The sequence below is a fragment of the Arthrobacter sp. CAN_A214 genome (genome assembly GCF_015751955.1).
Lineage (GTDB): Bacteria > Actinomycetota > Actinomycetes > Actinomycetales > Micrococcaceae > Arthrobacter_D.
Genome location: NZ_JADOUU010000013.1, coordinates 1 through 23,485, shown reverse-complemented (window position 1 = coordinate 23,485; position 23,485 = coordinate 1). Strand labels below are relative to the sequence as shown.

20 protein-coding genes are annotated in these 23,485 nt (G+C 65.5%); 17 read left to right on the top strand and 3 right to left on the bottom strand.

Annotated features, from left to right (window positions below):
• The first annotated feature begins 78 nt into the window (after positions 1–78).
• The 16 genes from IWX65_RS11795 to IWX65_RS11720 all read left to right on the top strand — a co-directional run bounded on the left by IWX65_RS11795 (position 79) and on the right by IWX65_RS11720 (position 18,659).
• Positions 79–1,176, top strand: coding sequence for a tRNA (adenine-N1)-methyltransferase (locus IWX65_RS11795; RefSeq protein WP_196883063.1), 1,098 nt, complete (start codon positions 79–81; stop codon positions 1,174–1,176).
• A 177-nt stretch (positions 1,177–1,353) separates the two neighbouring features.
• Positions 1,354–3,039, top strand: coding sequence for a proteasome ATPase (gene arc / locus IWX65_RS11790; protein WP_442859193.1), 1,686 nt, complete (start codon positions 1,354–1,356; stop codon positions 3,037–3,039).
• Between the two features lie 59 nt (positions 3,040–3,098).
• A complete protein-coding gene (gene dop, locus IWX65_RS11785; RefSeq protein ID WP_334683833.1) occupies positions 3,099–4,658 on the top strand; it encodes a depupylase/deamidase Dop in 1,560 nt (519 codons plus the stop codon).
• A 35-nt stretch (positions 4,659–4,693) separates the two neighbouring features.
• Complete coding sequence (locus IWX65_RS11780) at positions 4,694–4,897, top strand: ubiquitin-like protein Pup (protein ID WP_196822774.1); 204 nt, start codon at positions 4,694–4,696, stop codon at positions 4,895–4,897.
• Positions 4,898–4,903: 6 nt separating this feature from the next.
• Entirely contained in the window at positions 4,904–5,731 is an 828-nt protein-coding gene (gene prcB / locus IWX65_RS11775; RefSeq protein WP_442858988.1) for a proteasome subunit beta, read from the top strand.
• A 2-nt stretch (positions 5,732–5,733) separates the two neighbouring features.
• Complete coding sequence (gene prcA, locus IWX65_RS11770) at positions 5,734–6,459, top strand: proteasome subunit alpha (RefSeq protein WP_196883061.1); 726 nt, start codon at positions 5,734–5,736, stop codon at positions 6,457–6,459.
• Positions 6,459–7,820 (top strand): Pup--protein ligase, encoded by a 1,362-nt coding sequence (gene pafA, locus IWX65_RS11765; protein WP_196883060.1) that lies wholly within the window; start codon positions 6,459–6,461, stop codon positions 7,818–7,820. Before prcA ends, pafA begins: the two co-directional genes overlap by 1 nt.
• A 117-nt stretch (positions 7,821–7,937) precedes the next feature.
• Entirely contained in the window at positions 7,938–8,879 is a 942-nt protein-coding gene (locus IWX65_RS11760; protein WP_196883059.1) for an FKBP-type peptidyl-prolyl cis-trans isomerase, read from the top strand.
• A gap of 32 nt (positions 8,880–8,911) precedes the next feature.
• Entirely contained in the window at positions 8,912–9,307 is a 396-nt protein-coding gene (locus IWX65_RS11755; protein ID WP_196883057.1) for an FKBP-type peptidyl-prolyl cis-trans isomerase, read from the top strand.
• 10 nt (positions 9,308–9,317) lie between these two features.
• Positions 9,318–11,339, top strand: a complete 2,022-nt coding sequence (locus tag IWX65_RS11750; RefSeq protein WP_196883055.1) for a helix-turn-helix transcriptional regulator — start codon at positions 9,318–9,320, stop codon at positions 11,337–11,339.
• A gap of 14 nt (positions 11,340–11,353) precedes the next feature.
• Positions 11,354–11,716 carry a hypothetical protein gene (locus IWX65_RS11745; protein WP_196883053.1) on the top strand — a complete coding sequence of 121 codons (363 nt, stop codon included), beginning with the start codon at positions 11,354–11,356 and terminating at the stop codon, positions 11,714–11,716.
• A 37-nt stretch (positions 11,717–11,753) separates the two neighbouring features.
• A complete protein-coding gene (tatA, locus tag IWX65_RS11740; protein WP_196883051.1) occupies positions 11,754–12,056 on the top strand; it encodes a Sec-independent protein translocase subunit TatA in 303 nt (100 codons plus the stop codon).
• A 47-nt stretch (positions 12,057–12,103) separates the two neighbouring features.
• Positions 12,104–12,889, top strand: coding sequence for a twin-arginine translocase subunit TatC (gene tatC, locus IWX65_RS11735; protein ID WP_196883050.1), 786 nt, complete (start codon positions 12,104–12,106; stop codon positions 12,887–12,889).
• Positions 12,890–12,941: 52 nt separating this feature from the next.
• Positions 12,942–15,761 carry a DEAD/DEAH box helicase gene (locus IWX65_RS11730; RefSeq protein WP_196883049.1) on the top strand — a complete coding sequence of 940 codons (2,820 nt, stop codon included), beginning with the start codon at positions 12,942–12,944 and terminating at the stop codon, positions 15,759–15,761.
• Between the two features lie 60 nt (positions 15,762–15,821).
• On the top strand, positions 15,822–17,453 hold the full coding sequence (locus tag IWX65_RS11725; protein ID WP_196883048.1) for an amidohydrolase: 1,632 nt from the start codon (positions 15,822–15,824) through the stop codon (positions 17,451–17,453).
• Between the two features lie 474 nt (positions 17,454–17,927).
• Complete coding sequence (locus IWX65_RS11720) at positions 17,928–18,659, top strand: polyprenol monophosphomannose synthase (RefSeq protein WP_196883047.1); 732 nt, start codon at positions 17,928–17,930, stop codon at positions 18,657–18,659.
• Positions 18,660–18,767: 108 nt separating this feature from the next.
• Here the strand turns inward: IWX65_RS11720 and IWX65_RS11715 are convergent, their stop codons facing one another.
• Positions 18,768–19,115 carry an RNA polymerase-binding protein RbpA gene (locus IWX65_RS11715; protein ID WP_026533428.1) on the bottom strand — a complete coding sequence of 116 codons (348 nt, stop codon included), beginning with the start codon at positions 19,113–19,115 and terminating at the stop codon, positions 18,768–18,770.
• Positions 19,116–19,342: 227 nt separating this feature from the next.
• Positions 19,343–20,179: a putative RNA methyltransferase gene (locus IWX65_RS11710; protein ID WP_196883046.1), complete on the bottom strand. Its 837-nt coding sequence runs from the start codon at positions 20,177–20,179 to the stop codon at positions 19,343–19,345.
• Positions 20,180–20,269: 90 nt separating this feature from the next.
• Between IWX65_RS11710 and IWX65_RS11705 the strand changes: the two genes are divergently transcribed.
• Positions 20,270–22,402 (top strand): S9 family peptidase, encoded by a 2,133-nt coding sequence (locus IWX65_RS11705; RefSeq protein WP_196883044.1) that lies wholly within the window; start codon positions 20,270–20,272, stop codon positions 22,400–22,402.
• A 23-nt stretch (positions 22,403–22,425) separates the two neighbouring features.
• Here the strand turns inward: IWX65_RS11705 and IWX65_RS11700 are convergent, their stop codons facing one another.
• Positions 22,426–23,070, bottom strand: coding sequence for a peptide deformylase (locus IWX65_RS11700; RefSeq protein ID WP_196883042.1), 645 nt, complete (start codon positions 23,068–23,070; stop codon positions 22,426–22,428).
• Between the last annotated feature and the right edge of the window lie 415 nt (positions 23,071–23,485).

Here is a 23,485-nt window from a genome sequence, read left to right as displayed (position 1 = left end):
CCCGAGGCGCGACGACGGCGCCGCAGGCCCGCGCCACCGCTTCCGCAGCCACACCGAAACCCCCGAAGGAATTCCACCATGAGTACACCCGCGAACCACCGCCCCCCGGGCCAGGCGCACGGTGCAGCAAGCAGGCGCGGCCCGTTCCGCGCTGGAGAACGTGCCCAGTTGACTGACGAAAAAGGGCGCATGAATACAGTGACCCTCACCCCGGGAGGGGCGTTCCACACGCACAAGGGATTCCTTCTCCACGACACCCTGATCGGCGAACCCGAGGGCACCATCCTTCCCAACACCACGGGCCAGCTCTACCAGGCCCTGCGGCCGTTGCTTTCCGACTTCGTCCTCTCCATGCCCCGCGGTGCTGCAGTGGTCTACCCCAAGGACGCCGGGCAGATCGTGACGATGGGCGACATCTTCCCGGGTGCCCGGGTGGTGGAGGCCGGCGTCGGCTCCGGGGCGCTGTCGATTTCCCTGCTGCGTGCTGTGGGGGACACCGGTTCCCTCCACTCGTTCGAGCGGCGCCCGGAGTTCGCGGAGATCGCCAAGGGCAACGTCGAAACGATCTTCGGCGGTCCGCACCCTGCCTGGAGGATCTCCCTCGGGGACTTCCAGGAGCAGGTCCTCCAGGAGGAGGGTCCGGGAACCGTCGACCGGGTGGTGCTGGACATGCTGGCGCCCTGGGAGTGCCTTGATGCAGTGGCAACGGTGCTCACCGCCGGAGGAGTGTGGGTGAGCTATGTGGCAACGGTGACGCAGCTGTCGCGCACTGCCGAGGCAATACGTGCCGACGGCCGTTTCACCGAACCGGAAGCTTGGGAGTCCATGGTCCGCGGCTGGCATCTCGAGGGCCTCGCCGTCCGTCCCGACCACCGCATGGTGGCCCACACGGGCTTCCTCCTGACCACCCGGCGCCTTGCGCCCGGTGCGGTCGGCTTCACTCCGAAGCGGCGGCCGTCGAAGACGGGCTTCAGCGAAGAGGACCTGAATGCCTGGACTCCGCAGGCCGTCGGTGAGCGGGATGTGTCGGACAAGCGCCTCCGTAGGGTTGCGAGGGACGCCTCATCCACCATCCAGCGGGGATCGCTCCCCGCCGAGGAGGCCCAGGCGCGGAGGGATGCGCTGCTCGAGGGAATCCCGGACAACAGCGCTCCGAACGACGGAGACCAGGGGTAGCCGACAGCCCGTTCCCCTCGGTCCGGGCAAGCGTAGGACGGCGGGTCTGCGCTATGGTCGAAACACAGCCCAGTGCCGAACCGAAGGTGGCGATACGCGATGGCGGAATCCGAAGAGCACGTTTCCCCTTCCGGGGGGCAGTCGCAGGAGCCGGCAGTGTATAACGGTGACAACGCCATGGCCCAGCGCCAGCTCAACGTCCTCCGCGACAAGCTGCGCCACATCGACCGCCAGCTCGCCTCGGCCACTTCGAACAACTCCCGCCTGGTGGCGGCCCTGGAAGCTGCCCGCACCGAGATCGTGCGGCTGAAGGCGGCCCTGGAGAAAGAAGGTGCCGCACCTTTCAGTTTCGCCACCGTCATACAGATCAACCTGCAACAGGCAGCCGAGCCGGGAACCACGACGCAGGCAACGGTGCAGGACACCGCGGATATCCTCCAGTCTGGACGGAAGCTCCGGGTCACGGTGAGCCCCCTGATCAACGTGCGCCAGCTCGCGCCGGGCCAGGAAGTGCTGCTGAACGAGTCGCTGACCATCGTGGCCGCGCTCGGCTACGAGCGGGCCGGGGAACTGGTCACCGTCAAGGAGCTCCTCGGGACCGACCGCGCGCTCGTGGTGGGGCGGATGGATGACGAGCGCCTCGTTCGGCTAAATGGGCACCTGCAGGGGGAGCGGATCCGGGTCGGCGATGCCCTGGCCGTGGACACGAAGTCCGGATTCGCCCTCGAGAAGGTGCCCCGCAGCGAGGTGGAGAACCTCGTCCTCGAGGAGGTACCGGACATCGCGTACGAGGACATCGGGGGACTGGGCCCGCAGATCGAGCAGATCCGCGACGCCGTCGAGCTCCCCTTCCTCCACCCCGACCTGTACCGCGAACACGGGCTCAAGCCCCCGAAGGGCATCCTGCTCTACGGTCCTCCCGGCTGCGGAAAGACACTGATCGCCAAGGCCGTCGCCAATTCCCTCGCCGCGCGTGCGGCGGAACGGTCGGGGTCCGAGCAGGTCCGCAGCTACTTCCTCAACATCAAGGGCCCGGAGCTGCTCGACAAGTACGTGGGGGAGACCGAGCGGCACATCCGGCTCATCTTCGCGCGGGCCAGGGAGAAGGCGTCTGACGGCAGCCCGGTGGTGGTGTTCTTCGACGAGATGGAATCGCTGTTCCGCACCCGCGGGACCGGAGTCTCCTCCGACGTCGAGACCACCATTGTTCCGCAGCTCCTCAGCGAGATCGACGGCGTCGAGAAGCTCGAGAACGTCATCGTGATCGGCGCGTCGAACCGCGAGGACATGATCGACCCTGCCATCCTGCGGCCAGGCAGGCTCGACGTCAAGATCAAGATCCAACGACCCGACGCCGAAGGGGCGGCGGAAATCTTCGCGAAGTACATCACCGACGGCCTGCCGCTCCACGCCGATGATCTCGCGGAGCATGGCGGCGACGCCCGGGTCACCATCGAGGAAATGATCCGGCGCACCGTCGAGAAGATGTACTCGACGGACAAATCCAACGAGTACCTCGAAGTCACGTACGCGAACGGTGACACGGAAATGCTCTACTTCAAGGATTTCAACTCCGGGGCAGTCATCCAGAACGTGGTGGACCGGGCGAAGAAATACGCCATCAAGGACCTGTTGCTCGAGGGCAGCAAGGGGCTCCGGATCGAGCACCTGATGCGCGCGGTCGTCGACGAATTCCGCGAGCACGAGGACATGCCAAACACTACGAATCCCGACGATTGGGCCCGGATCTCGGGCAAGAAGGGGGAGCGCATCACCTATATACGGACCATTGTGCAGGGCAAGGCGGGCCAGGAGCCCGGCAAGTCACTCGAGACGACGGCGAACACCGGTCAGTATCTGTGAGGGTCGGCACTCCTGGATCGTTCCCGACAGGCCCGGACGGAGTGACCGTGCACCGGGTCATGGGCACCGAAACCGAGTACGGCATCATCGCCCCCGGCCTGCCCTCGGCGAATCCCACACTCCTGTCCTCACAGGTGGTCAACGCGTACGCCGCGACGCTCCGGGAGGGCCTCGGCAACCTGGCCGGAACACGGTGGGACTACACCGATGAGGCGCCCCTCGCCGACGCGAGGGGCTGGCGGCTCGACCGGTCGGCGGCGCACCCCACCCAGCTCACGGACGAAGCGCCGGTACTGACCGCCGAGCAGATAGCACTTGAACGCGACGAACCCGCCGACAGCGCCGTCCTGATGAACCTCGTCCTCAACAACGGTGCCCGGCTCTACGTCGACCATGCGCATCCGGAGTACTCCTCGCCCGAGGTCACCAACCCGCACGACGCCGTGCTGTGGGACCGGGCGGGCGACCACGTCGCCCTCACCGCCATGCGGCGGATCGCCTCCACCCCCGGTTTCTCGCCGGTCCACCTCTACAAGAACAACACCGACAACAAGAGTGTCTCCTACGGTTCGCATGAAAACTATCTCGTGCCGCGGAAGGTGCCGTTCGGCCAGCTCGCGGCGTCCCTCATTCCCTTCTTCGTTTCCCGGCAGGTGCTGTGCGGTTCCGGGCGTGTGGGTATCGGGGCGCTGAACCAGGCACCCGGCTACCAGATCTCCCAGCGGGCCGACTTCTTCGAGAACGAGATCGGCCTGGAGACCACCGTACGACGCCCCATCATCAACACCCGCGATGAACCGCATGCGGTCGCCGAGAAGTACCGCAGGCTCCACGTGATCATCGGAGACGCGAACCTCAACGAAGTGTCCAACTACCTGAAGGTGGGGACGACGGCGCTGGTCCTTTCCCTCATCGAACACGGCCTGGCCCCCTTGCCCGAACTTGCCGATCCGGTGCGTGCGCTCCAGGTCATCAGCCACGACCCCACCCTCACCGCAACCGTGGAGCTTGCCGACGGCCGGTGGATCACCGGCCTCGACCTGCAGGAGGTCTACTTCTCAGCTGCCGCGAAAGCCGCCGACGCCGACCCCCAGACCGCCGATGTGCTGCGGCGGTGGGAAGGGCTTCTCGGTGTTCTGAGGACCGATCCCATGGCCGCCGCCGGGCAGGTCGACTGGGTGGCGAAGCTCAAGGTGCTGCAGGCATACCGCGACCGCGATTCGCTCGAGTGGGGGGATGCGAGGCTTGGACTGATCGACCTGCAGTATGCCGACCTGCGGCCGGACAAGGGTATCTATCACCGCCTGGCCCGACGCGGGGATGTGGAGCTGCTGGTGGGGCAGGCCGAGGTGGAGAGGGCCGCCGTCGAGCCTCCCCGGGATACCCGCGCGTACTTCCGCGGGAAGTGTATCTCCACGTTTCCGGCGCAGGTGGTGGGGGCGAGCTGGGACTCGATCATCTTCGAACTCCCTTCCCAGGAGAGGCTCCAGCGGGTCCAGACACGGGAACCACTGCGGGGGACCGCGGCGCTCACCGAACAGCTCTTCGAACAGGCGGCCGACGCCGAGGATTTCCTGGCCCGATTGTTGAGCGGCCCGGAACCACGCGTGGCACCATAGGAGTCAGCACAATCACTCCGGCGAAGGACACCATCATGGCGACACAGGACCACAGAAGCACCGGCGCGCGGCCGGAGGAACAGGAAGATGCCCAGCCGGAGCCGCTGCCTGCTCCCGCCGGCGCGCAGGAGAGCGCCGACACCCAGGGCGTCGATGACCTGCTGGACGAGATCGACGGAGTACTCGAGTCCAATGCGGAGGAGTTCGTACGGGGTTTCGTGCAAAAGGGCGGCCAGTAACGGATGATCCCGGAAGACGCAGCAGCAATAGTTTCCCGCGCCGCCTCGACGTCGTTCGCCGACCACCTTGGACGCGACCATCCCGAGCTGCTGCCCTCCAACCGCAGCGTCGGAACCATCGCGCCGGCGGCCGGCACCGCCGCCGGGCTCGCCCCGCACGCCACCACGATCGTCTCCATGACCTTCTCCGGCGGTGTCCTGATGGCCGGGGACCGCCGTGCGACCATGGGCAACATCATCGCGAGCCGGCATATCGAGAAGGTTTTCCCCGGCGACCTCTTCTCAGTACTGGGTATTGCCGGAAGTGCCGGAATCGGGCTTGATCTCACCCGGCTGTTCCAGGTCGAGCTGGAGCACTACGAGAAGATCGAGGGCACGCGGATGAGCCTCGACGGCAAGGCGAACCGGCTGGCAGCGATGGTGCGGCAGAACCTTCCCATGGCGCTGCAGGGCCTCGCCGTCGTGCCCCTCCTTGCCGGGTTCGATACCGAACGCAGGGAAGGAAGGCTTTTCTCCTTCGACGTGACCGGCGGGCGGTACGAGGAACAGGAACACCACAGCGTCGGTTCGGGCTCGGTTTTTGCTCGGGGCGCCCTGAAGAAGCTGTGGAAACCCAACCTGGATGAGACGACTGCCGTTCAGGTGGCCGTCGAATCGCTGTATGACGCGGCCGACGACGACTCGGCGACCGGCGGCCCCGACGTCGTCCGGCAGCTCTGGCCCGTGATCTACACCGTCAACAGCGCGGGAGCGCGCAGGGTGCCGGAGCGCGAGCTCGAAGAGGCGGCGCTGGGGATCATCGGCCGCAGGTCGGTCGCAGGAAGGGAAGCGTAGCCATGACGCAGCAGTTCTACGTCTCGCCTGAGCAGTTGATGAAGGACCGTGCCGATTTCGCCCGGAAGGGAATCGGCAGGGGACGCTCGGTAATCGTCATGGCCTGCCGCGACGGAATAGCGCTCGTAGCCGAAAATCCGTCACCGTCGCTGCACAAGCTGGGCGAGATCTACGACCGCATCGCGTTCGCCGCGGTGGGAAAGTACAACGAGTTCGAGAGCTTGCGCCAGGCGGGAGTGCGGTACGCCGATGTACGGGGCTACTCCTATGCACGCGAGGACGTCACAGCGCGGGGACTGGCAAGCGTGTACGCCCAGAGCCTCGGGGCCGTCTTCACTGCCGAGAGCAAGCCCTTCGAGGTTGAACTCGTGGTCGCGGAAGTGGGGGAGACACCCGCCGGGGACCATCTCTACCGGCTCACCTTCGACGGCTCGATCGCCGACGAAACCGGCCTGGTGGTCATCGGCGGCGCAGCCGACGCCGTGGTCGATGCACTGCGGGACAGCTGGTCGAAGGACCTCACCTTCCCCGAAGCGATCCGGGCAGGTGTCGCCTCGCTCCAGAACGACGGCGCCGCCGGCCAGCCTCCGCACCGGCTCACCTCGGGCGTGCTCGAGGTTGCGGTGCTCGACCGGGAACCCGGGACAACACGAGGAAGCCGCCGCGCGTTCCGCCGTCTCGCCGCCGCCGAGCTCGAAGGCATCCTGACGAACGGTGGGGGCACCTGATGGACCGGCGCATCTTCGGCATCGAAACCGAGTTCGGCATCTCCTACTCCGGACCGAACTCCCGGCCGCTTTCCCCGGAGGAGGTGGCCCGTTACCTCTTCCGCAAGGTGGTCAGCTGGGGACGTTCCTCCAACGTCTTCCTCACCAACGGTTCACGGCTGTACCTCGACGTCGGCTCCCACCCGGAGTACGCAACGGCCGAGTGCGACGACCTGGCGCAGCTGATCACGCACGATCGCGCCGGCGAACTGATCCTCGAGGATCTGGTGGCGGAGGCACAGCGCAAGCTGGCGCAGGAAGGTTACAACGGCAGCATCTATCTCTTCAAGAACAACACCGACTCGGCCGGCAACTCCTACGGCAGCCACGAGAACTACCTGATCCCCCGAAAACTCGAATTCGCCCGGCTCGCGGACATCCTCATCCCGTTCCTCGTGACGCGGCAACTCCTGGTCGGTGCAGGAAAGGTCCTCAAGACCCAGACCGGATCGATCTACGCGTTCTCCCAGCGCGCGGACCACCTGTGGGAGGGCATCTCTTCCGCCACCACGCGTTCACGGCCCATCATCAACACCCGCGACGAACCGCATGCCGACGCCGAGCACTACCGCCGGCTCCACGTCATCGCGGGCGATTCCAACATGTCCGAGACCACCACCCTGCTCAAGGTCGGGTCGGTGGACCTGATCCTCCGCATGGTCGAGGCCGGCGTCATCATGCGCGACTTCCGGCTCGAGAATCCGATCCGCAACATCCGTGAGATCTCCCATGACCTCACCGGCTCACAGCTTCTGAAGCTCGCCAACGGCCGGCAGGTCTCCGCCCTGGACATGCAGCGCGAGTACCTCGACCGGGCGCGGAGATTCGTCGACGACAACGGGGCGCACCACGCCCACGTGCCGCTGGTCCTCGACCTGTGGGAACGCACGCTCGACGCCGTCGAACAGCAGGACACCTCGCGAATCGACACCGAGATCGACTGGGCCATCAAGAAGAAGCTGCTGGACCGTTACCTCAACCGCTCGGGCCTTGGACTGGACTCGGCGCGTGCCGCTCAGATCGACCTGACCTATCACGACATCTCCCGCGCCCGGGGACTCTTCTTCCTCCTGCAGGCTCGGGGGGAGGCCGCCCGCGTAGTCGATGACACGGCGGTGAAGGAAGCCGTCGACATCCCGCCCCAGACCACGAGGGCGCGTCTTCGCGGCGAGTTCGTGCGTCGGGCGAAGGAAGCGAACCGGGACTACACCGTGGATTGGGTCCATCTGAAGCTCAACGACCGCGCGCAGCAGACAATCCTCTGCAAGGATCCTTTCGCAGCTGTCGATGATCGGGTGGAGGCGCTCCTGCGCCAGCTGTAATGGAGCGGCAAATTCGCCTACAGGGAGAAAGTGGCAGCGGACACCCGTTAGGCTTGATGATGCCGGACTACTTGTGCCTCCGCCCGGCCGACCAAAACCATCTTTGAAAGAAGTTCTGTGCGAAAAGTACTTGCAACCCTCCTCCTGTTGCTGCTGGTGCTGACCGCCTGCGGCGGAACGACATCGGGCCGGACCGCCGGTGATTCCGCGGTCCTCGATTCGGTCGAGGTCAGCGGAGGCAGCGAAGAGGAAGCTCCGACCGTCGAGTTCGATACTCCTCTCGACGTCACGGGAACAGCTGTGAAGACCGTGATCGAAGGGGACGGCGAGGAGATCGAGGCGAACCAGCAGATCACTTTCCACGCGGTGTTCCTGAACACCGAGGACGGCGCCGTGGTCGGTGACACCTACTCCGGAGGCGAACCGCAGCCCCTCGCCGTCGACGACCTGCTCAAGGAGCAGGATGCAGAACTGCACGACGTCCTGGTTGGCACGAAGGTCGGCGCCCAGGTTGCATACACCCGGCCCATGGAGACTGTCGAAGGACAGCCCGAGGGAACTGCGGACCAGCAGCTCATCGTGCTGAAGGTACTGTCCGCCGAGGATCTCCCCCCGGAGCCGGAAGTACTCGCTCCCGAGGAAGTCCAGACGCTCGAGGATGAGGGCAAGCTTCCCACCTTCACCTTCGGCGAGGACGGCGCCCCGCAGATCGCCATTCCGGACAACGAACCGTCCGAAGACCTCGTCGTGCAGGTACTCGAAGAGGGCGCCGGCGAAGTGGTGACCGAGGCCGACACCATCACGGCGAACTACAGCGGATGGCGCTGGGAAGACGGCGAGAACTTCGACTCGAGCTACTCCCGCGGCGAGCCCACCGAGTTCCCGCTGACGGGCGTGATCCGTGGCTGGACCGAAGGACTGTCAGGACAGAAGGTGGGCTCCAAGGTCATGCTCGAGATCCCCGCAGCCTGGGCCTACGGAGACCCAGCGCAGCAGGGCGCCCCGGCCGGCGCACTGGTGTTTTACGTTGAAATCACCGGCAAAACCGCAGCCCAGTAGCCTGCACCCCTTCCACGAACACAAGGAGAACCATGTCATTCGGACAGTGCGAGTTCGATCGCCAGAAACCCGAGGTAGATTTCCCCGACCACGCGGCACCCACCGAGTTGATGATCGACGACCTCATCGAGGGCAACGGCCAGGAGGTGAAGACAGGGAACACCGTGTCTGCCCACTACGTGGGCGTCGCCTTCTCGACGGGCGAGGAATTCGACGCGTCCTGGAACCGCGGTGCGCCCCTCGACTTCCGCGTGGGAGTGGGACAGGTAATCCAGGGCTGGGACCAGGGCCTGCTCGGGATGAAGGTCGGAGGGCGACGCCGGCTGGAAATCCCGTCCGAGCTCGCCTACGGAGCGAGCGGCGCAGGATCGGCCATCGCGCCGAATGAATCACTGATCTTCGTGGTGGACCTCCTGGCAGTTCGATAGTCCGGCCCCCGTGTCAGCAAAACGTACCGAACGGCTCCTCACGCTGGTGATCCTGCTGCTTTCGAGCAGGAGGGGATTCACCAAGGAGGAACTGTTCGAGGAAATTGAGCTGTACGGTGAAGCGGCAACCGGCGCTGCACGGGAGAAGCTGTTCGACCGGGACAAGGCAATGCTGCGCGAACAGGGTATCCCGCTCGAGGCGTTCAGCGAGGATCCGTTGTTCGAGAACGACAACACCGTACAGCGCTATCGGATCAATGCTGAGGACTACCGCCTGGCGGGCGTGAATTTCACTCCTGAGGAATACGCCGTCCTCAGCCTGGCAGCGAGCCTCTGGGATCAGGGAGCGCTCGACTCCGCCGCATCCCGTGCGATGCGCAAGCTCAGCACCAGGAGTGGCGGTGTCGAAGTGCCGTCACGCCTTCCCGTGCAGCCGCGCATCCCCACCAACGATCCCTACTGGGACGAGGTGTGGCGTGCGATGTCCAAACGGAGGCTGCTGCGGTTCACCTACCGGGCTGCGAGCACCGGCCGGGAGGAAGAGCGAACGCTTCAGCCGTGGGGGATGGGGGCCCGGTTCGGGCACTGGTACGTCGTGGGCTATGACACCTCCCGTCAGGCTGAACGATTCTTCCGGCTGTCCCGCATCACCTCCGCACCCCGGCTCCTCGAGACCGGTTTCGCTGTTCCCGAGTCCTTCGACATGAACAGGGCACTCGGCTCGCTCCGGCGAAGTGAGCCGGACAATACAGCACGGATCGCCGTTCGCCCCGGGTCCTCCCACGCGCTCCGGGTGCGGAAGGGCACGGTCATCCTCTCCGCGGGGGAGGAGTGGGACCAGCTCGGGGTGAAGTACTCGAGTGCGCAGGTCCTCGCCCGGGAGGTTGCGGTCTTCGGGCCGAACGCGCGGGTGGAGCAGCCCTCCGAACTCGCCGCCGAAGTCAACGCACTCCTGCGGGGGGCGCTCGAGGCATTGCTCGAGGCGCCCGACGACGTCGTGCTCTCCGACACTCCGGTGTCCGCCCCACGGCGGCAGTCCTCGGCGCAGGATCACCTCCTGCGACTCCTCGATCTGGTGCCGTACCTCCTTGCCCACCCAGGCGCGGAGCTGGCGCCGACCGCCCGCCGCTTCAATGTGACGGCGGACCAACTGACGCGGGACCTCGACCTGCTCTTCGTCAGTGGTCCGCGACACTATCCGGACGGACTGATCGACGTCAATATCGAGGACAACCGGATCTACCTGACGAATGCCCAGAACCTCGCGGAGCCGGTGAAGCTGAGCATGGATGAAGCGTGTGCGCTGATCGTCGGACTGCAGGCCCTGCGCGATCTCTCCGGCACGAGGACTACCGAGGCACTGCTCAGCGCCCAGACCAAGCTGGCGGCGGCGGCCGGGGACGCTGCCCGGATCGGCAGCGCCGTCGCCACGAAGCTCACTGAAGAGGACATCGATCCCGCCCTCGAGGCACTGCAGGACGCCTTGGCTTCCGGCGTCCGGGTGGAAATCACCTACCTGGTTCCTGCGCGTGATGAGATCTCCCAGCGGCTCCTTGAACCGGTCCGCGTGTTTTCGCATCAGGACGTGTGGTACCTGGAGGCGTGGTGCGTGCATTCGGAAGGCCTGCGGAACTTCCGGCTCGACCGTGTCCAGGTTGTCCGGCCGACCACGGTGCCGGTCGAGAACCGACGCTTCGAGCAAGCCCCGGAGGGGATGACCGGGGGACCGACCGGCGGGATGACGAACGGGATGACCCGGTCGTCGCCGGAGGTCTACAAGCCGTCGCCGAGCGACCGCCTCGTCACCCTGGTGCTCCAGCCACCCGCACGATGGGTGGCGGAGCAATACAGTGCTGTGCGGACGGGTGAACTACCCGGCGGCGCGCTTGCAGCCGAAGTCCGGCTCAGTTCGGTGTCCTGGCTGCCCGGTCTGGTGGCTAGCCTCGGCGGCAACGCCGTCGTCATCCATCCCCGCGAGGTGCGCGAAAGCGCGCTGCGCTGGGTGGAGGAGGCCCTGGCGGTTCGGGCGTGACCTAGACTGGGCAGATGCCTTGGTGGTCGTGGATCGTAATCTGGGTTGCCCTGCTGGCACTCACCGCACTGTTTATCCTTTTTCTGGGATTCCGCGTCTTCCGCGGTGCCATGTCGACACTTCATGAGTTCGAAGGCGCCGCGGATCGCCTTCAAGTGAACAGTGGGCGAACCATGACCGACAACGACGATAACGATGGTCATGGCGACGCCGGTGAATCCGCCTTTTCTCCTGCAGTCTTCTCCACGCCCGAGGCGGTCCGGACGGCCAATGCGCTCGCTAGGACGGGGCGGTTGGGCCGGCGAAGGGCCACCCGTGTCCGGCTCCGGGCCGAGCGTAACCAGCCGCAGCTCCTGCGTGACATGCCGCATCTTTGACCTAAACTAAGAGGAGATCAACGAGAGGAACCTGATCATGAGGCCTGAAGGCTGGACAATCGTCGTCGTCATCGTCATCGCAATCCTGTTGTTCGGTGCACCGAAGCTTCCGGGCCTGGCCCGAAGCGTCGGCCAGTCGCTGCGGATCTTCAAGTCCGAGGTGAAGCAGATGAAGGATGAGAACAAGTCCGACGACGGCGCCGAGCCGACCGTCGAGGGCAGGATCGTAGACCACACGCCCTCTCCCGGAACGGCACCGAACCAGCCGTATAACGCGTCGAATGCCACCGGATCCCCGGCCCCGCCGAACCAGGGCAACTCCCCGACGCACACCCAGTAACGCAGGTGGCCAGTGCGAAAGGTCGAAAAGCCAATCCTGAAGGGCGGATGGCCCTCAAGGAACACCTGAAGGAAGCACGGAACCGGCTCTTCAAGTCCGCGATCGCCGTCGTGATCTGCACCGTTCTCGGATTCCTGATCTACGAACCGGTCCTTGAGGCACTGTCGGCTCCGGTAGTCGACATCAACGAACGCGAGGGGCGCAGCGCCGCGCTGAACTTCGACACCGCAGGCTCTCCCTTCGACCTGATGGTCCAGATCTCCGTCTTCCTCGGCCTGATCCTCTCAAGCCCCATCTGGCTGTACCAGCTATGGGCGTTCATCACCCCCGGTCTGAAGACCAAGGAACGCCGGATCTCGCTGTCCTTCATCGGAGTCGCCGTCCCGCTCTTCCTTGCCGGGATCTTCCTGGCCTGGCTGATCCTGCCCAACGCCGTGCGCGTCCTGACGGACTTCACCCCCAGCGGCTTCTCCAACATCATCACCGTGTCGGTCTTCATCACCTTCGTGCTGCGCCTGATGCTGGCCTTCGGCATCGCCTTCCTCCTGCCGGTAGTCCTGTTCGGACTGAACATGGTGGGACTGGTCTCCGGCCGGCAGATCCTCAAGGCCTGGCGGATCACCGTGTTCCTCGTCTGCCTCTTCGCCGCCATGGCCGCACCAGGCGCCGACGCAATGAGCATGTTCTACCTCGCAGTTCCCATGCTCCTCCTGTTCTTCATCGCGATCGGCCTATGCCTCCTCAATGACAAGCGCCGCGCCCGGCGCACCGCCATCCGGGAAGCCGAAATCGCAGCAAACGCCGACAAGGCTTCCTCGCTCGATGGACTCTGAGCGCCCCACGAATCTGGTGTAGGCGGGAACCCCGAACGTCTAGGGTGGAAGAATGAGTACCCCAGCAGAGCGCTACCAGGCTGCCAAGGCGCGCGCCTCCCATTCGCGGACGGACCTCTACCGCTTCGAGAGAACCCTTCGGTTCGAGCTCGATCCTTTCCAGCGGGAAGCGTGTGAGTTCCTGGAGGCGGGTAAAGGGGTGCTCGTGGCTGCGCCGACGGGTGCAGGCAAGACCGTCGTCGGCGAGTTCGCCGTCTACCTTGCCTTGCAGCGCGGTCTCAAAGCCTTCTATACGACGCCGATCAAGGCGCTCAGCAATCAGAAATACTCCGAACTCGCTGCAACCCACGGCGCGGACCGCGTGGGCCTCCTGACCGGTGATACCAGCATCAATGCCGACGCCGACGTCGTCGTGATGACCACCGAGGTGCTCCGCAATATGCTGTACGCCAATTCGGACACCCTCGATGACCTCGGCTATGTGGTGATGGACGAGGTCCACTACCTGGCGGACCGCTTCCGCGGGGCGGTGTGGGAGGAAGTCATCATCCACCTTCCCACCGAGGTGAAGGTCGTGTCCCTGAGTGCCACGGTGTCCAATGCAGAGGAATTCGGAGCGTGGCTGGACACCGTGCGCGGCGACACCGACGTCGTGGTGTCCGAACACCGGCCCGTGCCCCTGTGGCAGCACGTCATGGTGGGCCAGGACATGCTTGACCTCTTCGCCGGGGACATCGCGTTCGACGAGGCGGCTCCCGCCGGGCCGGAGCCGGGCGCGGACAAGCGTTACGACGTCAACCCCGAACTGCTGGAACTCGCCAGCAGTGAAGTCCGGCTGAACCAGCGCGCCAACTGGGGATCGGGCAGCGGCCGGCGCGGCCGTAACCAGGGCCGTCGCGGACCGCAGGAGTCCCTGGTCCGCAGGGCAAGCCGCCCCCAGGTCATCACCGCGCTCGATCGTGCCGACCTGCTGCCCGCCATCACCTTCATCTTCTCCCGCAACGGCTGCGAGGCGGCGGTAGGCCAGTGCCTGCACGCCGGGCTGTGGCTGACCACGGAGCAGGAGCGCGCAGTGATCAGTGAGGCGATCGATGCCGCCACCCTCGATATTCCGCGTGACGATCTCGAGATCCTGGGGTTCTGGACCTGGCGCGAGGGACTGTTGCGCGGTTTCTCCGCCCACCACGCGGGGATGCTCCCGACGTTCAAGGAAGTGGTCGAGAAACTCTTCGCCGCCGGACTGGTCAAGGCAGTGTTCGCGACCGAGACTCTCGCGCTCGGAGTCAACATGCCGGCGAGGTCGGTGGTTCTCGAAAAGCTCGACAAGTTCAACGGTGAAGCCCACGTGAACGTGACCGCGGGCGAGTACACCCAGCTGACCGGGCGTGCCGGCCGACGCGGTATCGACGTCGAGGGCCATGCTGTGGTGTTGTGGCAGCCGGGCACGGATCCGGGTGCGGTGGCCGGCCTTGCCTCCCGTCGTACCTACCCCCTGAATTCGAGCTTTCGCCCTACCTACAACATGAGCATCAATCTGATGGCGCAGTTCGGCCAGGGACGCTCGCGCGAGATCCTCGAGACCTCCTTCGCGCAGTTCCAGGCGGACCGCTCCGTGGTGGGCCTGGCCAAGCAGGTGCGCAGCAGGGAGGAATCGCTCCAAGGGTATGAGAAGTCGATGACCTGCCACCTCGGGGACTTCCGGGAGTACTCCGGCCTGCGCCGCGAGCTGACCGACCTTGAGTCCCACGCCTCCCGCGACAGGTCGAAGTCGCTCCGGTCCGCTGCCGAGGCTTCCCTGGAGGCGCTTCGTCCCGGAGACGTCATCAACGTGCCGGGCGGGCAGAGCCAGGGATACGCTGTGGTCCTCGACAGCGATTCCTCGCGAGAACCCCGGCCCACGGTGCTGACCCTGGAAACCCAGATCCGCCGTATCGGCGCCCAGAACCTCGACGGGCCGGTCGAGATCCTCTCGCGCATCAAGATCCCCAAGCACTTCAGCGCACGCAGCCCGAAGGACCGCAGGGATCTCACCTCGTCACTCAGGAACGCCCTCGCCGAGAAGCGTCCGCCACGCCGAGGCGCGGGACGTACCGACGGCTTACCGTCGGCCTCGGCCGCTGCGGAGGAACGCGCCATCTCCGAACTGCGGCGCCGCCTGCGGGCCCATCCCTGCCATGGCTGCAGTGACCGTGAGCAGCATGCGCGCTGGGCGGAGCGGTGGTGGAAACTCCGCAAGGAAACCGACCGCATCGCCGGACAGATCCGCGGCAGGACGAATACCATTGCCAAGACGTTCGACCGCGTGTCGGAGGTGCTGGCGCACTACGGGTACCTCCAGGAGGATCCCGAAGGCCTTCGGATCAGCGCGGCGGGACAGAAACTCCGGCGGATCTACGGTGAGAAGGACCTGCTGATCGCACTCTCCGTCGAGCACGGCGCGTTCAGCGACCTCGACGCAGCGGAGATGGCCGCCGTGGCCTCGGTGCTGGTGTACCAGGCGAAACGCGAAGAGCGGGGTGTCCGCCCGGTCCTGCCGAGTGTGGCACTCGAGGGGTCGGTCGAGACCATCATCCGCCAGTGGTCGCAACTGACGGACCTGGAGGAACAGCACCGACTGCCGGTCACCGGTGAGCCCGAACTCTCCCTCGTCTGGCCGATGTACAAGTGGGCTCAGGGTCGCTCCCTCCAGGCGGCGTTGAGCGGCACCGAGCTGGCCGCCGGTGACTTCGTCCGCTGGTCCAAACAGGTGATCGACCTGCTGGATCAGCTCGCGAAGATCCGCGACCTTCCGGAAGGAATGCACGCAACCTGTGTGAGGGCCATTCGCCTGGTTCGCCGCGGCGTGGTGGCATACTCGAATATCAGTGAGTAAGACACCGGCGCACAAGACACTGCCGCACGAAGCCGAGCCAAGAGAGCATCCCCGACACCCATGACAAAACCCCTCCCGATCCTGTACCGCAACGGCTCCGTCTACAGCCCCGCAGATCCATTTGCGACGGCGATGCTCGTGGACGGCGACACGGTAGCCTGGGTCGGTTCCGAACACGCTGCCCAGAACCTGACGGGGGAGGGCGTCCGCACCGTCGACCTCAACGGCGCGCTGATCACGCCGGGCTTCGTCGATGCACACGTCCACACCACCGAAACGGGAATCGCCCTCGGTTCCCTCGACCTGTCCGGGTGTCCCTCCCTCGCGGATCTGCTGCGAAGACTCTCCGCAGCGGCCGCGGACCGGGAGGGGACCCTGCTCGGCTTCGGCTGGGATGAATCGCGGTGGCCCGAGAAGCGTGTACCCACTGCGGCCGAACTGGACAACGCCACCGGCGGCCGGCTGGTGTACCTGGTGCGGGCTGACGTGCATTCCGCGGTCGTGTCCGGCGCCCTGGCCGTGGCACTCAACCTTTCGGCGCTCGATGGTTGGGACGATGGTTTCGTGGTGCGGAGTGCGCATGTGGCAGCACGCTCGGCCTCCCGCAGCCTCACGCCGGAACAGCGCAGCATCTACCAACGAGCTGCCCTGGGCTTCGCCGCCTCCAAAGGCTACGTCGCCATCACCGAGATGGCCGCGCCGCACATCGCTCCGCAGGAAGACCTCGAGGGCCTGCTGCTCATCGACGGGACCTCGCAGGAAGTCCCGCTACCTGTCGTGATTCCCTACTGGGCCCAGCAGGTGGAATCGGTTGAGGATGCCCGACAGGTGATGGCGATGTTCGGTGGACGGCTCGCAGGACTCGCCGGTGACCTGAACGTGGACGGCTCCATCGGGTCACGAACGGCTGCCCTCAGGGCACCCTACGCGGATGATCCGGGGAACTGCGGGCATACCTTCCTGGCAGACGACGCGGTGGCGGCGCACCTGACGGCGGCTACTTCCGGTGCCATCCAGGCGGGTTTCCACGTCATTGGTGACGCCGGGCTCGACAGCGTGCTTCGCGGTCTCGAAGTTGCGGCCACGGCGCTGGGAGTCGAGGCGGTGCGGCGGTCCGGTCACCGGTTGGAGCACGTGGAACTTCTCGACGATGAAGCCATTGCAGCGCTGGTGCGCTTCGGGGTTTCGGTCAGTGCCCAGCCGGCCTTCGACGCCGCGTGGGGTGGCACCGGTGAGCTGTATGCCCAGCGGCTCGGCGAGGAGCGCAGCTCGGGGATGAACCGGTTTGCATCACTCCTGTCGGCGGGAGTTCCACTCGCTCTGGGTTCGGACAGCCCCGTGACGCCGCTCGATCCCTGGGCTTCCGTGCGGGCATGCATCTCCCACAACACCCCGGCCGAAAGGATCTCGGCCCGTGCAGCCTTCATTGCCCATACCCGTGCCGGGTGGCGCCTGGCCGGGTTCCAGAACCCGATGCGCGGACAGCTTGCCCCCGGTGTCCCGGCGTCCTATGCCATCTGGGAGGTCGACGAATTGATGGTTCAGACGGCTGACAACCGCGTCCAGTCCTGGAGTACGGACCCCCGTGCAGGAACGCCACTCCTGCCGGCCCTCGACACCGAGAATCCGCCGAGGTGCATCGAAACGGTCCACGACGGAGTGGCGCTGTTCAGCTCCTCCGACCTGTCCTAGCTTGCTGTTATGACCGGTCTCATCGGGCATCGGTCCGGAAATAGTTCTTCGAAGCCCACCACGCGCTGACCTGCGAGAAAAGACGTTTCCCCACGTCAGGGCCCCATTGACACGCCCTTTGAAGCACGTAAGCTTTTGACCTACGGGTTGGAGGATCTCCTGGAACAGGAGGCCCGGCCGGCTACCACTCGACCGGTTCAGGCGCTGCAACACCAGCGCCTGAACCGTGCTGGCGGGTGGCAGCCGGCACCTACGGGAACAGGTTTGCGCGTCAGTAGAAAACAGAGCCGGGAATATCCGGTTCCGGTACGAAGGCGCGCGAACCTGTTCACCCCGCTGGTGCGGCCAGGCGGGCGACCCGGCACCGGCGCGACAAGCCCCTGAACGGAGCCGTCCCATATACTTGCGGTTTGGCTCTGAAAACGGAGCTCATCCGTGCGCTCCCGCGCATTTCGCTGGAAAGGCTCCGAACGCGTGCGTGTTGTCACCATCATTCCTACCTTCAATGAGATCGAATCCCTGCCGCTCACCCTTGCGCGGCTGCGGAAGGCGGTTCCCGAGTCGGATGTCCTCATCGTCGACGACAACAGTCCCGACGGGACCGGGGATTTCGCGGACAACGCCGCTGCATCCGACCCACAGGTTTTCGTCCTTCACCGAACGGGCAAGGCAGGGCTGGGGGCCGCCTACATCGCGGGGTTCCGCTGGGGGCTCGACCGGGACTATGACGTCCTCGTGGAGATGGACGCGGATGGCTCGCATCGCCCGGAGGAGCTTCCCTCGCTACTCGCAGCGGTTGACGGCGCCGATCTGGTTATCGGATCACGCTGGGTCCCCGGCGGAAGCGTCGTCAACTGGCCGGTCCACCGGAAACTGCTCTCGCGCTGCGGCAGCACCTACTCGCGCGCGATGCTGGGATTGCCGGTGCGCGACATCACGGCCGGCTTCCGGGCGTTCCGCAGGGAGACACTCGAATCCCTCGACCTCGCCTCGGTCGAGTCGGTGGGCTACGGGTTCCAGGTGGATATGACCTTCCGGGTGGCACGTCTCGGAAAAACTATCACAGAAGTTCCGATCACCTTCGTGGAGCGCGAACTCGGCGCCTCCAAGATGAGCGGGAACATCGTCTTCGAAGCCATCGGGAACGTCACGAAGTGGGGGCTCTCTGCGCGCTGGGCGAAGCTGGCGGGGCGCTTCCGCAGCTGAGCGGAAGCTCCTGAACGGCGGCGCTTCCGGACGGCGGCGAAAAAAGAGCCGGTACCCACCCTCTCGGGCGGATGCCGGCTCTTTCGCCCGGTTAACCGGGCGATGATCCTAGACTGACTGCTTTTCGCCCCGGCGTTCCCGCAGAATCGTCAGGCGGTCCTGGAGGATCTGCTCGAGCTCCTCGACCGACCTACGCTCAAGGAGCATGTCCCAGTGCGTTCGCACCGGCTTGTCATTCGAGGTGTCCGGCTTCTCACCGTCGACGAGGAGAGCTTCCTTGCCCGTCTTCGATACCCATACCGGCGGAATCTCTGCTTCGGAGGAGAACGTGACGAAAACACGCTCGCCATCTTCGCAGCGGTACTCGACGCGCTGCCGGGGAGCCGGCTCGACACCGGATTCTGTTTCCATGCTCTGCGCACCAAGGCGCATACCGCGAAGGCTGCGATCGCTCATATTTTCTCCTACTCAGTGAGGGGCGTACGGCCGGGCCGGCACCGCCGTGCTGACCCCTGCGGAAAGACCCGCCTCGCGGCGATGCACTCCGGCTGAAGCTGCACTCTTTACAACACCGCAGTCAGCGGCAATGTTCCCACCGGGTAGTTCGATCCCGGCAAACACACAACTATACCCGATCGGCGCCGCTGTGTTCGGTGTGTGCCCTGCCCGGGACATGAACCTGTTCAAGCATGTACGAAGGCCTGCACCGTGAAGGCTGCGCTCACACGCTGGTGACCCTCAAGACGTTCCACTGCCGCGTCAAGCTGCCCGTGTTCGTAATGCCGCGCGGCGGGGCCCATCAGAATTGCGGACTTCACGGCAGCGGGGGAGAGGTCCATACCGTACTCGAGACTGTTCCGTTCAATCTCTTTCAGGGAACCAGCCAATGAATCCACCACGTCACCGGCCTTGCCGTCGGGAACCTGCAGCAGCAACGCCCGTTCCCTCAGCTCGGCGAGATGGCCGGGTTGGGGGGTGACCACCAGCAGAACCCCCTTCGGGCTCAGCACCCGAGAGAATTCGGCAGGATTCCTCGGAGCGAAGACATTGAGCAGCAGGTCCACCGACCGGCTCTGCAGGGGCAACTGCTTCCAGACATCCCAGACCAGGCTCACGCCGTCGGGAAGCCGCCGGGCCGCCCGCCTCAGCGCGAATTTCGAGATGTCGAGGGCTACGGGAAAGGCGCCCGGGAACCGGTCGGCGACAGCGCGGAGGTAATAACCCGTACCGGCCCCGGCGTCGACGACGGTGCTGCTCCGGGGCGCGAGCCTGGCCGCTGCCCCTGCGAGTGCATTCCGCAGGGGTTCGTAGTGCCCGGCGGACAGGAAGCCCTCCCGCGCCTCGACCATCCCCGCGCTGTCCGCTTCGAACCGGGTGCCACGTCCGGTAAGGAGATTGAAATAGCCTTGCCGAGCGGCATCGAAACGGTGACCGCTGGAACACGCCAGCAAGGCGGGGTGTACATCCACGGCGGCTCCGCACACAGGGCACAGGAGAATCTCCCGGGTGGAAAGGGGCATGCTTCCATCCTATTCGTGCTGCTGGCGTTGCCATCCGCCGGAGCCTCCTGAAGCGTTGCCGCAGGCGGAGCCGCAGTCTAGTCTCGAAGGGTGAATCCCGATCAGTTGAATCTCCTGTCTTCCGTAAGTACCCCGACCCTTCACCCCGAAGGATCGACAGCCGTTGTCGCTGTGACCCGACCGGATTTCGACGCCGACAGTTATGTCGGCCAGTTGTGGGAGATCCGGCTCGCCGATTCGCGGCGCCGCAGGATCACGCGCGGTTTTCGGGATACAGCGCCCCAGTACTCGCCCGACGGCACCATGATCGCATTTCTCCGCGCGGTGCCCGATGGCAAGCCGCAGCTCCAGGTCATGGCCAGCGCCGGCGGAGAGCCCATCGCCCTTACCGACCAACCACTCGGTGTCGGTAGTTTCGCTTTCTCCCCGGATTCGCGACGGGTGGTGTTCGAAGCCCGCGTCCCTGAGGAGGGACGTTATGGAACCATTGACGGCGTGTCCGGCGGCCTCGAGGATCCCCGGCTCGTGACGACCAACAAATACCGGATGAACGGGCTCGGGTACACCGCAGACAAACGACTGCAGCTCTTCCTCGTCGAGGTGCCGGATCTCGACTGTGAGCCATTCGTCGAGCCGGTGGGCCGCGCCAAGGTTGCGCGGGACCAGGCAAAGGCGGATACAGGGCGCGCTGCAGGGCCTGGCAATGCCGTCGGCCCCGACCCTGCCGGCTCCGGTGGACCGAACACAGCGGTGCCCGCCTCACGCCAACTGACATCTGCTGATGCCGACCACTCGATGCCCCGGTTCACGGCGGACGGCGGACGGGTGCTCTTCACAGCGGCACTGGCTGATGACGCCGACACCACCCTCGTGACCGACGTGTACTCCATTGCACTGGACGGCACGGACCGGCAGAAACTCTCCAACCTCGGCGAATCCCGGCTCAGCTGCGGAGCGGCAGGGGAAAGCCTGGACGGTGCCTGGCTCTACTACCTCGGAACCGACGTATCGTCCTCGGGACTCGACTTCGTGGCACGCAACACGGCACTCTACGTCGCGCCGGCAGCAGACCTGACCGACGTCCGGCGTCTCACCGATCCGGAGGGCACCGACCTGTCGGCGACGGAGTCCGGCGTCGTCGCGCATTCCGACTCCTCCGTCCTGGTCCTCAACCAGACTCGGGGCACCGTTGAACTCCTGGAGATGTTCCCGGACGGCCGTCACAACCTTCTGGCGGACGGTCCGCTCGTCGTCACGGGTGTCGCCTCCGCTGCGGGCACCGCCGTCGCTTCCTATACCGATGCGGTGACCATGGGCGATGTCGGGCTCGTGCACCACCAGGCGCTTGTCACGCTGACTGATTTCTCGGCGCCGCTCCGCGATTCGGCTCCGGTGTTCGCTCCGCTGGAGGAAAGTTTCCCCGCGCCGGACGGTACCGCTGTCCACGGCTGGGTCGTACTTCCGGAAGGAGAAGGACCCCATCCGGTCCTCCTGACCATCCATGGGGGACCGTTCGCGCAGTACGGCTGGGGCTACTTCGATGAAGCGCAGGTCTATGCGAGGGCCGGCTACGCCGTGCTCCTCTGCAATCCGCGCGGATCCGCCGGCTACGGACAGGCCCACGGCCGCGCGGTCAAGGAGGCCATGGGGACGGTGGACCTCCAGGATGTGCAGGCCTTCCTGGACGGCGCGCTCGAGAAGTACTCCTCGATGGACAAGGAGCGCCTCGGCATTCAGGGCGGCTCCTACGGCGGCTACCTGACGGCGTGGGCGATCGCCCACGACCACCGGTTTACCGCAGCCATCGTCGAACGCGGGTACCTGGATCCGCCGTCGTTCGTGGGCTCCTCCGACATCGGCTGGTTCTTCTCCGAGGAATACACGGGCAGCGATCCCGAGCGCGTCGCGGCGCAGAATCCCTTCGCGCAGATAGCCGCGGTACAGACGCCCACCCTGGTGATCCACTCGGAGGAGGACCTCCGGTGTCCCATCGAGCAGGCACAGCGTTACTACACGGCGCTGAAGAAGCAGGGAGTACCGACCGAGCTGTTGGTGTTTCCCGGGGAAACCCATGAACTCTCACGCTCAGGTTCGCCCTGGCACCGACGGCAGCGTTTCGAGCACATCCTGCGATGGTGGGCCGCCTGGCTCCCCAGCAGGGTCAACAAGCCATCCCCACACGCCGACGCCGCCTCCGCAAGCGCAGCGCCGGAGCGCCAGTAGCCTCCTCCGAGGGGAGGTACGCCCTAGAAGTGCAGTGCCGCCCGGGCGCCGTCGATGCCCGGTTGGGACCATCGCCGTGCATGTTCGCTGTTGGCCGTGAGGGACCTCAGCAGTGCCTTGTCGAGGTAGAGCGTGCCGTCGAGATGGTCGGTCTCGTGCTGGGCGATGCGTGCCGGCCAGCCCGAGAACCGCTCCGTCACCGGGCGGCCGTCCGGTGACGTGTAGGTGAGGTCGATGTCGCGGTGCCGCTCGACCACAGCCTGGTAGCCGGGCACGGAAAGGCAACCCTCGTAGAAAGCCGCGGTGTCGGCGCCAGCGGCGGCATAGCTCGGATTGATGATGGCCAGGAACGGCAGGGGAGTGCGCAGGCGGAGAGCTGCGACGTCGTCGTCCTCAACGCCCTTGTCCTCCAGCACCGCAATGCGGAGCGGAATGCCGATCTGGGGCGCTGCCAGGCCGACGCCCGGTGCGGCATGCATGACGCGGCGCATGGTGTCGAGGAGCAGCTGAAGGACGGCGTCGTCGAACTGTCCGTCAAACGGTAGGGTCGGCGTTCGAAGGACCGGATGTCCCGCGCGGACGATCGGTGGCAGCTCGGAGGACAGAACGCTGTCGACGATGTGCCGGAGGTCGACCTGATGAGCTCGTGAAGAGAAAGATTGAGGCATATCCACATGGTAGGCAGAAGGATCATCTGTGCTGGTAATAGTTATGTCAGGTACGTCGGCGGGGCGGGCTCCGATCGAGGCCGCCGATGATCAAAGATACTTGCTCGCCACCCGATCCGCGTCCTGCGGTGCACGGCTCGGGGTGGTTTCTGCCGATGTCGATAATGCATGGAGTCGGCTGATCCGACAAGTCGGTCGATGGTTCGATGCAGGAACAGATTTCGTGCAATAGGCACGAGGTGAGTGAGCAGGAACGGTTGTTCTACCGGGGCCACTTCCCGATCCTCTTGAGTCGCCGATAATCTACATTATGTCAACTTGAAGTGATCCTATTGCAGAATCTGCTGAATGGGACTCAGTGATACGACTCCCCCTCGGCCTAGTGCTTGAGCATTGAGTTCCGCGTCGTGGCGGG